Below are 13118 nucleotides of genomic sequence, written 5' to 3'. Positions count from 1 at the left end.
GAAGTGCCCTCTCACACGCTGACCCGTTCGGACTCGCTGCCGGGCTCGCCGGTGGGGTCGGTGAGGGGCTCGGCGTAGGTCTCGGGGGGTGTGACCTCGTGCCCGGCCCGGTCCAGCGTGCTCGGCCACCAGATGCGGCCACCGAGGTCGAGGTTGATGGCCGTGACCAGCACGGAGCGCACGATCATCGTGTCCAGCAGCACGCCGAGGGCGACCGCGACCCCCAGCTGTGCCAAGAAGACCAGCGGCAGCGAGCCGAGGACGAGGAACGTCGCCGCCAGCACCAGCCCGGCAGAGGTGATCACACCCCCGGTGGAGGACAGGGCGATCAGGGAGCCCTTGCGGGTGCCGTGCTGGGCGGCCTCCTCGCGCACCCTGGTCATCAGGAAGATGTTGTAGTCGATCCCGAGCGCCACGAGGAAGACGAAGGCGAACAGGGGGAACCCCGGATCGGTGTGGGCGAAACCGTCGTTGACCTCGAAGAGCCCGATCCTGGTGAACACCTCGGTGAAGAGCACGGCCGAGATGCCCAGCGCTGCGCCGAAGGACAAGATCACCGTGCCGATCAGGATCAGCGGCGCGACGAGGGCCCGCAGCAGGATCATCAGGATCAGCAGGACCACGACCAGGACGATCGGGATGATCACCTTGTTGTCCCGCTCGGAGGCGATCTTCGTGTCGAGGTAGAACGCCGACGCGCCCCCGACGAGCGCATCGGCCCCGTCGAGGTCGTGCACGGCGTCGCGGGCCGCCCCGACCGCGTCGAAGGAGGCTGTCGAGGACATGTCGGTGCCCAGGGTCGCGGTCAGGAAGCTCCGGCCGTCGCCGATCTCGATCGGCTCGCTCGGCTGCCCCAGCCCGGACACGCCGGACAGAGCGTCCATCACCGCCGGTGCCTGGTCGGTGTCGGTCACCACCTGGACGGTGTTGGACGTGTCGGCGAGGCCGTGGTCGGCCAGCAGGCTCTGGCCCTTGATGGAGTCGAACTCCTTCGTGTACTGCTCGTCCTGCGCCAGGCCCGACGGGTCGAGCTTGAAGAGGCCGAGGCACGCGAGGAGCAGGAGCCCGGTCGTCACGACCCAGACGCGGCGCGGGCGAGGGGCGATGGCCGAGCCGACCTTGGCCCACATGCCCCTGCCCGTGGGCTCCTCCGAGCCGAACGCCGGACGCTGGGGCCAGAAGATCCAGCGGCCGCAGATGACCAGCAGCGCCGGGAGGAGCGTCACCATGACCAGGAACGTGACCGTGACCCCGACGGCCAGCACAGGGCCCAAGCCCGCGGTCGAGTTGAGGTCGGAGAACACCAGGCAGAGCAGGCCGATCACGACGGTCGCGGCGCTGGCGAGGATCGCCGGCGTGGCCCGGTGGAGGGCGAACGCCATCGCCTCGTGACGGTCCTCGTGGCGGCGCAGCTCCTCGCGGTAGCGCGCCACGAGCAGGAGGGCGTAGTCGGTGCCCGCCCCGATCACCAGGATGCCCAGGATGGACTGGCTCTGCCCGTTGACCGTGAGGCCGGCGTACTTCGCCAGCAGGTAGACCACCCCGCCGGAGATCATGTAGGCGAACACCGCCGAGATGATCGGGAGCAGCCAGAGGACGGGGCTGCGGTAGGTGAACAGCAGGATCAGGATCACCACGAGCAGCGTCGCGAGGATCAGGTTCGTGTCGATGCCCTCGAAGGCCGCGGAGGCGTCCGCTGCCTGCCCGCCGTAGCCCGCCAGGTGCACCGTGACTCCGTCGATCCGGGCGATGTCGCGGACCTCCTCGGCGGCGTCCGGGATGCTCAACCAGCCGTCGGCGCCGAAGTTGAAGGTGAAGGCCAGGTTGGCGACCTCGCCGTCCTCGGAGACCAGCGGGAAGGGGATCCCGGCCTGCTGGGCGGCGTTGGGTGACAGGACGCCCTCGTCCGTGACCCCGCCGATCTTCGCGATCTCGGCGGCGTGGGCGTCCATCGTCGCCAGGTCCTCGGCGGTCAGGCCCCCCTCGCGGTAGTAGACGACCAGGGTGTCGATGTCGTTGGGGTCGACCGTGCCGGTCAGCTCCTCGAGCACCTGGGTCGACTCGGCGGACTCGGGCAGCCAGGAGGAGGCCTCGTTGTTCTGGACGTCGATGAGCTGGGCGTTGAGGGGAGCCATGAGGCCCACGACCACGACCGCGCCGAGGAGCACGATCCACTTGGTGACTCTGCCGGTGAGCTTGCCGGCGATCTGTCGGTGCATGACTGGAGCCTCTCAGGGGGCGGGGACGGTCCGCATCAGGGATTCCCCTGATCAGACTCCGGCTCCGCCCAGGACTCATCGCCCAGGCGTGCGGCACCCCGGCGTACGACGACTGATGGTCCAGACCGCCGACTCGGCCTGGGGCTCAGCCGTAGAGGCGGTCCAGCACGTCGGAGTACTTCTGGTTGACGACGCGGCGCTTGAGCTTCAGCGTCGGGGTGAGCTCCTCGGACTCGGCGGTCCACTCGACGGGGAGCAGCTCGAAGGCCTTGACCTGCTCGGGGCGCGAGAGCCGCTCGTTGGCCGCGTCGACCGCAGCCTGGGCCATGGCCTGGATCTCGGGCTTCTGCGCCAGGTCGGCCAGGTCGGTGAACTCGACGCCCATGCGCTCGGCGAGCACGGGTGCCACCTCGCCGTCGAGGGTCAGGATCGCGACGACGTAGGGACGGTTGTCGCCGATCGCCATCGCGTGGCCGACGATCGGCGACTCCTTGAGGTAGTTCTCGATGTTGGAGGGCGCGATGTTCTTGCCCGCGGAGGTGATGATCAGCTCCTTCTTGCGATCGACGATCGCGAAGAAGCCGTCGTCGTCGAGGGTGCCGATGTCGCCGGTGTGCACCCAGCCGTCCTCGTCGATGAGGGCGCGCGTGGCCTCCTCCTGGCGGTAGTAGCCGGGGGTGTTGACGGGCCCGCGCACCAGCACCTCGCCGTCCTCGGCGAGCCGGATCTCCATGCCCGGGTTGGGGCGCCCGACGGTGCCGAGCCTGAAGCCGCCCGGACCGTTGGAGGTGACGGCGCCACAGGTCTCGGTCATGCCGTAGACGTCGAAGACCTTGAGGCCGAGCCCGGCCATGAACTTCGCGACCTCGATCGGCATGGGCGCCGCGGCGGAGCCGGCCCAGGTCACCTGGTCGAGGCCGAGCAGCAGCTTCAGGAAGCCCAGGATCCGGGCGTCGGCCGCGGCGTAGGCCTCCTCGATCTCGGGCGTCATCGTGCCACCGACCTCCTGCGCCTGCACCCACGCGAGGGCCGCGGCCATGGAGTCCTGGACCATGGTCACGTTGTCGGGGTCGGGGTCGGCAGCGAGCTTGGCGGACAGGCCGGTCTTGATCTTCTCCCAGACGCGCGGCACGCCGAAGAAGGCCGTCGGGTGCACCTCGCCGAGGGTGGCCAGCAGCTGGGCCGGGTCGCCGATGCAGTGGCTGTGGCCGCCCAGCAGCTGCGGGCCGTAGATGCCCAGGACACGCTCGGCGATGTGCGCGAAGGGGAGGTAGCTGACCTGGCGCTGGGCGCCCTCGAGGCCGGCGGACTCCAGCGTGCTGATGGCTTCGTAGATCACGTTGTGGTGGGTGAGCACCACGCCCTTGGGGTTGCCGGTGGTGCCGGACGTGTAGAGGATCGTCGCCGGCGACTCGGGGGTCAGGGCGGTGTGGCGGCTCTCGACGTCGGCGGCGTTGGCCGCGTGGAACGCGGCTCCTGCGTCGAGGAACGCGGCCCAGGTCATGAAGCGGTCGCCCGCGGGGCAGGCGTCGGCGTCGAGGACCACCACCCGCCGTACGCTCGCGGTCGCATCGAGTGCCTGCGACCAGCGGGCCAGGTGGTCGGCGTTCTCGAGGATGACGACCGTGGGCTCGGCGTGCGCCGAGACGTAGGAGACCTGCTCGACGGAGAGCGTGTTGTAGATCGACATCGGCGTCGCCGCGGCGTGCACGGCACCGATGTCGGCGAGCACGTGCTCGATCCGGTTGGTCGCCATGATCGCCACCGTGTCGCCCGGAGCCACCCCGAGCTCGATGAGCCCGCCCGCCACGTCGAGGCTGCGCTCGCGCACCTCGGTCCAGGTCAGGGTGCGCCACGCGGCATCACCCTGGAGGTGGTGCTTGTCGGAGTACGCCGGCTCGTCGGCGTGCTGCGCCACCGTCCCGGCGAGCACGTCGGCGAGGGTCTGGCCCGCGATGCGCTCCTCGATCTCGGCTCTCTTGGTGAGCACCTCGGTGGGCACGTCACTGGTCATCGGCAGATCTCCTCGGCAGGCGGTGCGGACGTCGTGGGCAAAGTGTGGCGGCTGTCACACCACCCCACAAGGGAGACGGCGTGACAGCCGCGGGTGCTGCCGGGTGCTGACAGGTGCGAGGGGCCTAGATGCCCAGGCTGCGCCCGATGATCTCCTTCTGGATCTCGGTCGTGCCGCCGTAGATCGTCTGGATCCGGCTGTCCACGAACGCCTTCGCGATCGGGTACTCCATCATGTAGCCGTAGCCGCCGTGGAGCTGGACACCTCGGTCGACCAGCTTGGTCTGGAGCTCGGTGGTCCACCACTTCGCCATGGAGGCGAGCGCAGTGTCGACCTCGCCGGCGTTGAGCTTGAGGATGCAATCGTTGACGAACACCCGGGCGATGTGGACCTCGGTGGCCATCTCGGCCAGCAGGAAACGGTTGTGCTGGAACTTGCCGATCGGCTTGCCGAACGCCTCACGCTGCTTGGCGTAGTCGAGGCACATCGCGAGAACCTGCTCGCAGGCGGCGACCGCGATCGCGGCGATCGAGATGCGCTCCTGGGGCAGGTTGACCATGAGCGAGATGAAGCCGGAGCCCTCCTCGCCCAGGAGGTTCTCCTTGGGCACAATGACGTTGTCGAAGAACAGCTCGGAGGTGTCCTGGGCTTTGAGGCCCATCTTGTCGAGGTTGCGGCCGCGCTCGAAGCCCTCCATGCCGCGTTCGACGACCAGCAGGCTGATGCCCTGGTGGCCGGCGTCGGGATCGGTGCGGCACACGACGATCACCAGGTCGGACATGATGCCGTTGCTGATGAAGGTCTTGGAGCCGTTGAGGACGTAGCAGCCCGTGTCGGCTTGGTACGTGGCCGAGGTGCGGATGCCCTGGAGGTCGGAGCCGGCGGCCGGCTCGGTCATCGCGACGGCCGAGATGATCTCGCCGCTGACCAGGCCGGGGAGCCACCGCTGCTTCTGCTCCTCGGTCCCGAGTTGGCTGATGTAGGGGACGATGATGTCGGTGTGCACCGGGAAGCCCAGGCCGCTGGCGCCGATCCGAGAGATCTCCTCGGAGACGATCGCGTTGTAGCGGAAGTCGTGGACGCCCATCCCGCCGTACTGCTCCTCGACGTCGAAGCAGAGCAGCCCGGCCGCGCCGGCCTTGGTCCAGACCTCGCGGCTGACCTGTCCGTCCTTCTCCCACTGGGCGTGGAAGGGGGCGACCTCCTTGTCCATGAAGGCGCGGGCCATCGCGCGGAAGTCGTCGTGCTCCTGCTCGTAGATGGACGGGGTCTCGGGCATGCGGGGCCTCCGGTCGAGGAACGGGTATGTCAGCGCAACTGTGACAGCATCACTGTCAGCATTCAAGGGCGGTCTCAGAACCTGCCACAGATGCTGTGACAGCGATACTGTGACAGTCATGGGTGCTTCCACCGTCGACGCTGCCGCAGACCCGTCCGGCGACCGGCTGACCATCGACGAGCTGTCCGCGGCCGTCGGACTGACCGTCCGGACCACCCGCTACTACGCCAGCCTGGGCCTCCTGCCCCCGCCGGTCCGCCGCGGCCGCGTCGCCTACTACGACGACCTCCACCGCGCGCGCCTCGAGATGGTCCGGGCCCTGCAGGAGCACGGCTTCACGCTCCAGGCGATCGAGGGGTTCCTGGCCGGCCTGCCCATCGACGCCACGGTCGAGGACCTCGTGCTCCAGCGCGCCATGCTCACCTCGTGGACCGGCAAGCCGCCCGAGCAGCTCACGCTGCGCCAGCTCGAGAAGCGGGCAGGCCGCAAGCTCACCGGCTCCGACCTGCGCCTGCTCACCAACCTCGGCTGCATCGAGCAGGGCAGTGATGGGTGGGTCGTGATGTCCCACCTGGAGGTCGGTCTCGACCTCCTCGACCTCGACATCCCTGAGGCCGGCATCTCCCGCGCGGACGAGGCGATCCGCCGGCACATGGGTGCGCTGGCCGAGGAGCTCACCGACATCCTGCGCGACGAGCTCCTCGAGCCCTACCGCCGCGATCCCCACTCGCCCGAGGACGCCGCCCGCCTCGAGCAGACCCTCCCGCGCCTGCGCCAGCTCACCCTCGAGGCCGTCGTCGCCGGCTTCCAGCGCGCCGCCAACCAGGTCATCACCCGCTCGCTCGCCCGCGACTGAGGCGACAGCTCCGACGCTGGCGCGTCGGGGTTGATGAGGGACTCGTGGGAGTGCTCCACGGGAGGGCGCCTGTGGCAGGCCCGGGTCTGCGGGGGGGCAGGCTCGCCGTCTCGCCGGGGACGGCATGGGTGGGTGGTTGCGCGCCGTCGCCCCGGCGCCACGCCTCACTTTTAGCCCCCCGCAGACCCGACCTGCCTCCGGCGCCCTCCCGCGCGGACACCCACCCCTCGCCCTTGCCGGTGGTGAGGGGGGAGATGTTCCACGCACCAGCACGCCGTTCGTGACGGTCCACGTGCGCGGCCCGCTCGCGTCGGCGCACCGGCCCCGTGCCTTACCTCCACGACCTATGAGTCGAGACAGGGTGCTGTCCTGCGTGGGCGTGGCGGCCGGGCAGGGGTGGTCTGCGGGGGCTAAAAGGGCTTGGCCGCGGCGCCGGTAGACCTGCGCAAGCACACAACCACGTCTCCCGGCGACGCGCCGCCCCTGTCCGCCGCTGGCCATCCCTGCCAGGCGGTCGCGCCCACCCAGCGCACCAGGGCGATGGCGCTCATCAACCCCGACGCGCCAGCGTCAGAATGCTCAGGACACCCACTCCTTGATCTGGGCGATGGTGCCCGCGGGGTCGTCGGAGGCGGGAGAGAGGGCGAGGTTGGTGACGCCGGCGGCCTTGAAGGCCTCGATGCGCTCCTTGACGTACGACGCGGGGCCGACGAGGTTGCCCGCCTCCAGCCACTCGGTGGGCACCAGGGCCTCGGCGTCGCGCTTGTGGCCGTCGAGGTAGAGGTCCTGGATCTTGGCGGCCTCCTCCTCGTAGCCGTAGTGGCAGGCGAGCTCGTTGTAGAAGTTCTTGCCGCGGGCGCCCATGCCGCCGACGTAGAGCGCATACATCGGGCGCATGAAGTCGAGCATGCCCTTGACGTCCTCGCCGATCGCGACCATGCCGCCGGCGCTGATCTCGAGGGGGCCGAGGTCGGGGGAGCGCTTGGCCTGACCGGCAGCGAGGGCCTCGCCCCAGACCTGGTGAGCCTTCTCGGGGTGGAAGAGGAAGGGCAGCCAGCCGTCGGCGACCTCGGCGGTCATCTTCACGTTGTTGTCGCCGAGGGCAGCGACCCAGAGGGGGATGACGGATCGTTCTGGCTTGTTGAGGAGCTTGAGCGGCTTGCCGAGGCCGAGGCCCTGGCCCTCGGGGAGCGGGAGCTTGAAGATGCCGTCGCTGACGAGAGCCTCGCGGCGAAGACCCATGCGGATGATCTCGATGATCTCGCGGGTGCGACCCAGCGGCTTGTCGTAGGGGAGGCCGTGGAAGCCCTCGATGACCTGCGGTCCCGAGGCGCCGAGGCCGATGACGGCGCGACCGCCGGAGACATTGTCGAGGCCGGCGGCGGTCTGCAGGAGCGCGCCAGGCGTGCGGGAGTAGACGTTGAGGATGCCGGCGCCGATCTCGACGGTCTCGGTCTTGGCGGCGAGGTAACCCATGAGCGTGGGCGCGTCGAAGCCATAGGGCTCGGCGACCCAGATGGTGTCCAGCCCTGCCTTCTCCAGCGTGGCCACCTGGTCGGCGGACTCGCGCGGGTTGCCGGCGTAGACGAGCGGCATGGACAGCTTCATGGAGGGTCCCTCGGGATCGGTGGGTGTGGGCCGTCACTGTGACAAGCCCGCTGTCATCGTGGCAAGTGCGGTGGGGTGTGACGTGATCGCGTCAGGTCGGTGCCATGGCGCGGCGTGGCGTCAGAGCATGTCGAGCGCGCGGCCGAGCGCGCCGGCGAGGGACGCGGCGTACTCGGTGGTGATGTGGTCGGTGTCGCGGTAGGACAGCGTGCCGCCGATGACGACGGGGCAGTCGCCCTCGTAGCAGAGCCACGGAGTCGGGTCGACGACCTCGGCGCCGGTCAGGATGGCGGACTGGACGGCGACGTCGGCGAGGATCTCGGAGCGCTCGACGGGGCTGAACATGCAGTCGCCGAGGCTCGGGTCGCCCTGGGTGAGGCAGGTGCCGGGGTCGTCGGGCGACTTGGGTACGTCGCGCAGCAGGGCCACGCGCTCGGCGTTGCCGAGCAGCTCGCCGAAGAGCTCGTCGTAGCCGTCGGCGAGCAGGGGTGCCACCTTGTCGGTGGCCTCGTAGCGGGCGGTCCCGTCGTAGACGCCGTTGACGGGTGGGGACGACGCGACGACGACCAGGTCGGGCTCGAGGCCGCTGACCATGTCGATGACCCAGTCCTGGAAGGCGACGCACTCGGTGAAGGGCCGGGCCTCGTTGACGGGGGCGACGAGCACGTGCGCGGCAGTGCACTGCGGCTTGACGAGGTAGTAGGCCGTCCAGTCGCCCTCGACGGCGATGCGGTCGAAGGCCGGGATCCAGGCGCGGGCGTGGGAGTCGCCGACCACGACCAGCGTGCGCTCACCGTTGGTGGCCCCACGCGGGCAGAGCGCGCGCACGTCCTCGGCGTAGTCGCAGTCCCCGACGTCGGCGATGCTGTCGCGCAGCTCGAGCAGGTCGGGGGTGAGGTCGCTGGGGACGGCGACCTCGTCGCGGGCGGCGTCGACGGAGGCCCGCACGAGCGCTACCGCGTCGTCGTGGCTGCCGGCCACGGTGATGGGCGGGTTGTCACCGGTCTCACCACCCTGGACCGCGGTCCACTGCCAGCCGACCAGGCAGGTGGCGCCGACGAGCACCAGGCTCGCGGGGTAGAGAGCGAGGGCGCGCGGGACCCGCAGTGCGCGGGCGGGACGGCCGGTGCGGAAGGGGCTCTCGACGAGGTGGAAGGTCAGGCTGGACAGGCCGAGGACCGCGAGGACGACGAGGCCGGTCTCCCCGGCGGCCAGTGGCCGGCCGAGCAGGCCCTCGCTCAGGATCAGCGCCGGCCAGTGCCACAGGTAGATCGAGAAGGACCAGTCGCCGAGCGTGCGCATCGGCGCGTTGTCCAGCAGGTGCGACGTCGCAGGGCTCCTAGCGCCGGCTCCGGCGACAAGCAGCAGGGCGGTGCCGAGCACCGGCAGGGCGGCGGAGTAGCCCGGGAACGCCGTGTCGGGGGTGAACGCCATGCAGGCGACGACGATCGCGGCGACACCCATGATGCCGAGGACGGTGAGCAGGTGGCGGTGCAGGACTCGGGCGAGCGGGACGGCGACGAGGGCGGCGAGGCCACCGACGCCGAGCTCCCAGGCGCGGGTGAAGGTCGAGAAGTAGGCCGACCCCGGCTGCTCGGCGGTCTGGTGGAGCGACCAGCCGAACGAGGTCGCGGTGATCAGCACCAGCGCGACGGCGATCGTCGTGCGAGGGAGGTGGGCGTGCGTCGTCCCCTTGCGCCCGATGCGGCTCAGGCCCACCAGGGCGAGCAGTAGCAGTGGCCACACGACGTAGAACTGCTCCTCGACTGCCAAGGACCAGTAGTGCTGGAGCGGGGACGTGCCGCTGCCGGAGGCGAAGTAGTAGATGTCCTGCTGGGCGAAGTGGACGTTGGCCGCGAACAGGCTCGACCAGATCGCGTCCACGACGACCTGGCGCGCGTCGATCAGGCTGAGGCCGACGACCGCGACCGCGACCGTGACCAACGTGACGACCGTGGCGGCCGGCAGGATGCGGCGGGCCCGTCGCGACCAGAAGGAGGCCAGGGAGACCCGGCCCGCCTCCGACACCTCGCGGAACAGCAGACCGGAGATCAGGAACCCGGAGATGACGAAGAAGACGTCGACGCCGACGAAGCCGCCGGGCAGGAAGGGCACCCCCGCGTGGGCGGCGACGACCGCCAGGACAGCGACTGCGCGCAGGCCCTGGATGTCACCTCGGAAGCGTGTCCCCACAGATCGCCACCCCATGCGTTCGGATCCTCCGCCGAAGGTACCAAAGGGTGACCGGCCGCACCCGGACGACACGGGCCGATGAGATAGTGCTGCACCGCAGCAGCCCCCACTTCGAAGGAGCCCAGAGTGACGTCGTACCGCATTGCCGTGATCGGTGGGACCGGCCCGCAGGGCAAGGGGCTGGGCTACCGCTTCGCTCGTCACGGTCACACGGTGGTCCTCGGGTCGCGGGCGGCGGAGAAGGCCGTGCCGGTGGCCGAGGAGGTCACGACGCGGCTCGCCGGTGTCGCCGATGCCGGAGCGGTGACGGGCGCATCCAACGTCGATGCCTGCGCCGACGCCGACGTGGTCCTGCTGGCAGTGCCGTACGACGGCCACGACGAGCTGGTCGCCACGCTGCCGCTGGACGGCAAGGTCGTCATCTCCTGCGTCAACCCGCTGGCATTCGACAAGCGTGGCCCCCACGGTCGCGTCGTCGACGCCGGCGAGGGCTCCGCTGCGGAGTCCGCCCAGCGCATCGCACCCGAGTCGTCGGTCGTCGGTGCCTTCCACCACGTCTCCGCGGTGACGCTGTGGGGCGACCACGACTACCTCGACGACGAGGATGTCCTCGTCTGCGGTGACTCGCCCGAGGCCAAGGCGGTCGCGATCGAGCTGGCCCGCAGCGTGACGAGCCGTGACGGGATCGACGCCGGCGCGCTTCGTCTCGCGCGTCAGCTCGAGCCCCTGACCGCGGTCCTGATCTCGATCAACAAGAAGTACAAGGCGCACTCGGGCGTGCGGATCTCAGGGCTGTCGACTCACTGAGCCGACCGAGGCTCAGGTGTTGGGGAGCTACCAGATCCCCAGCGCGGTGCCGAGGGGCTCGGCCAGCTCGGCGGCCCGGGTCGAGGTGATGTGGCCGCGGTCGCGGTAGGCGATCGTCGAGCCCACGACGGTGGGGCACAGGCCATCGGCGCAGAACCAGGTCTCCGGGTCGATGACCTCGATGCCGGCGTCGGTGGCGACGTCGACCGTCAGGTCCCGCATGCGGGCGCCGGTCGCGTCGGGTGGGAGGGCACAGTCACCGAGGTCGGATCCGAAGGTGGACAGGCACACGCCGGGTTCGAGGGAGAGCCGGGGCACGTCGACCAGCATCACCAGGCGTTCGGTGAGCGGGGCATAGGCTCGGAACATGTCGGCCAGGCCGACGCCGAGCTCGCCGGCGATGTCGTCCATGCTGCGCAGCCGCCGGCCCTCGGAGTAGAGGCCGGTGATCGGTGCCGAGGAGGTCATGACGACCAGTTCGGGGTCGAGCTCACCGATCTGCTCCTCGCTCCAGCGGTGGAACTCCTCGCACTCGGGCCACGGGTCGCCGGTGAAGGCCTCGGAGGGGTCCACGAGGGCGGCGCTGCACTGGGCCTTGACGAGGTAGAAGGCGCGGTAGCCCGACCGTGCGGCGATCTGGTCGAAGGCCGGGATCCAGGCCCGCGCGTGGGAGTCGCCGATGACGACCAGGGTCTTGTCGCCGTTGTCGTCACCCTGCGGGCACAGCTCCCAGGCGGTGCCGCCCTCGTAGAGACAGTCGCCGACGTCGGCGAGGTCGTCCTCGAGGTCGACCAGGTCGGGGGTCAGGTCGCTGGGCGTTGCCTGGCGTGACTGGGCGGCGAGGACCGAGGCCTGCACGAGGGCTTCGGGACCGTCGTCGGTGATCCCGAACTGGCTGGTCGTGATGGCCGGGGTGTCGCCGTGCTCGCTGACGCGGTAGTCGGACCACGCCCAGCCGGCGCCGGCCGTGGAGCCCACGAGACCGAGGAAGACGGGGTAGAGGATCAGCGCGCGGCGCGGTCGCGCGGAGATGCGGCGCGTGCGGAAGGGCTGCTCGACGAAGCGGTGAGTGAGGTAGGCCAGCTCGAAGGCGAGCGCCACGAGCAGCACGACCTCGAGGGGACGCAGGTCGCGCCCGAGGGCGGTCGGCGGGACGATCAGCAGCGGCCAGTGCCACAGGTAGAGCGAGTAGGACCAGTCGCCCACGACGCGCATCGGGCGCACGGACAGCAGCCGCCCGGCGCTCGTGGTCACGTCGGCGTGAGCGCCAGCGTAGAGGACCGCGGCGGTGCCGAGCACGGGCAGCGCGGCGGCATAGCCCGGGAACGCCAGGGTCTCGTCGAAGGCCAGGCAGGCCGCCAGGATCGCCGCCAGGCCACCCCACACGAGGACCTCGGCGCCGCGGCGGTGGCGCAGGGTGCGACCGGCGTGCACGGCCAGCGCGACGCCCGCGCCGACGGCGAGCTCCCAGGCGCGGGTGAAGGTGGAGAAGTAGGCCGACTGCGGCTCGGCGCCGGTGCGCACCAACGACCACACGAAGCTCGCCGATCCGATCACGGCGATGGTCACGACGAGGGCACGGAGGACGCGGGAGGACCGGCCCTCCGTCGTACGACGGCGGGCGACGACCCAGACGACGGCACCGACGAGCAGGGGCCAGACGAGGTAGAACTGCTCCTCGACGGCCAGCGACCAGTAGTGCTGGAGCGGAGATGGCGCGGCCTCGGCCGAGAAGTAGTCGACGCCCTGCTGGGCGAACCTCACGTTGGCAGCGAAGACCGCCGACCAGAGCGCGTCCTTGGCGAGGTCGATCGCCTCGAGCACGCTCATCCAGAGCACCGAGGCGGCGACGGTCGCGACGAGCACGACGCTGGCGGCAGGCAGGATCCGTCGGGCCCGGCGCGCGTAGAAGCCGCTCAGCGAGACCCGACCCGAGCGCGAGGCCTCGGTGACCAGCAGCTGGGTGATCAGGAAGCCGGAGATCACGAAGAAGACGTCGACCCCGACGTAGCCGCCGGGGAAGAACGCGACGCCGGCGTGGGCGGCGATGACGGTGAGGACCGCGACGGCGCGCAGGCCCTGGACGTCCTCGCGGAACCCCGGCTTGCGCGGCTGGAGGGGCGCGCTCGTCTGGTCCATGAT

The 13118-nt window shown here is 70.4% G+C and carries 8 protein-coding genes; 2 read left to right on the top strand and 6 right to left on the bottom strand.

What is annotated here, in order from left to right:
• Positions 1-11 precede the first annotated feature (11 nt).
• The 3 genes from BM204_RS00620 to BM204_RS00610 form a co-directional block, all read right to left on the bottom strand.
• Positions 12-2219, bottom strand: a complete 2208-nt coding sequence (locus BM204_RS00620; RefSeq protein WP_091109559.1) for an MMPL family transporter — start codon at positions 2217-2219, stop codon at positions 12-14.
• Positions 2220-2364: 145 nt separating this feature from the next.
• Entirely contained in the window at positions 2365-4233 is a 1869-nt protein-coding gene (locus tag BM204_RS00615; RefSeq protein WP_170259048.1) for an AMP-dependent synthetase/ligase, read from the bottom strand.
• 124 nt (positions 4234-4357) lie between these two features.
• A complete protein-coding gene (locus tag BM204_RS00610) occupies positions 4358-5512 on the bottom strand; it encodes an acyl-CoA dehydrogenase family protein (RefSeq protein WP_091109557.1) in 1155 nt (384 codons plus the stop codon).
• A gap of 118 nt (positions 5513-5630) precedes the next feature.
• Here BM204_RS00610 and BM204_RS00605 point away from each other — a divergent pair, with 118 nt between their 5' ends.
• Complete coding sequence (locus BM204_RS00605; RefSeq protein WP_091109555.1) at positions 5631-6368, top strand: MerR family transcriptional regulator; 738 nt, start codon at positions 5631-5633, stop codon at positions 6366-6368.
• 579 nt (positions 6369-6947) lie between these two features.
• On the opposite strand, the gene BM204_RS00600 is transcribed toward BM204_RS00605, so the two are convergent.
• Together BM204_RS00600 and BM204_RS00595 are read right to left on the bottom strand one after the other, a co-directional pair.
• Positions 6948-7976, bottom strand: coding sequence for an LLM class F420-dependent oxidoreductase (locus BM204_RS00600; RefSeq protein ID WP_091109554.1), 1029 nt, complete (start codon positions 7974-7976; stop codon positions 6948-6950).
• 120 nt (positions 7977-8096) lie between these two features.
• A complete protein-coding gene (locus BM204_RS00595) occupies positions 8097-10184 on the bottom strand; it encodes an acyltransferase family protein (RefSeq protein WP_091109552.1) in 2088 nt (695 codons plus the stop codon).
• A 111-nt stretch (positions 10185-10295) separates the two neighbouring features.
• Here BM204_RS00595 and npdG point away from each other — a divergent pair, with 111 nt between their 5' ends.
• A complete protein-coding gene (npdG, locus tag BM204_RS00590; RefSeq protein ID WP_091109550.1) occupies positions 10296-10976 on the top strand; it encodes an NADPH-dependent F420 reductase in 681 nt (226 codons plus the stop codon).
• Positions 10977-11003: 27 nt separating this feature from the next.
• Here npdG and BM204_RS00585 read toward each other — a convergent pair whose 3' ends face one another.
• Positions 11004-13115, bottom strand: coding sequence for an acyltransferase family protein (locus tag BM204_RS00585; RefSeq protein WP_091109549.1), 2112 nt, complete (start codon positions 13113-13115; stop codon positions 11004-11006).
• Between the last annotated feature and the right edge of the window lie 3 nt (positions 13116-13118).

This window comes from Nocardioides psychrotolerans (genome assembly GCF_900113685.1).
GTDB classification, from domain to species: Bacteria; Actinomycetota; Actinomycetes; order Propionibacteriales; family Nocardioidaceae; genus Nocardioides; species Nocardioides psychrotolerans.
The sequence above is the reverse complement of the archived record's forward strand: the minus strand, read 5'-3'. Positions and strand labels throughout refer to the sequence as shown.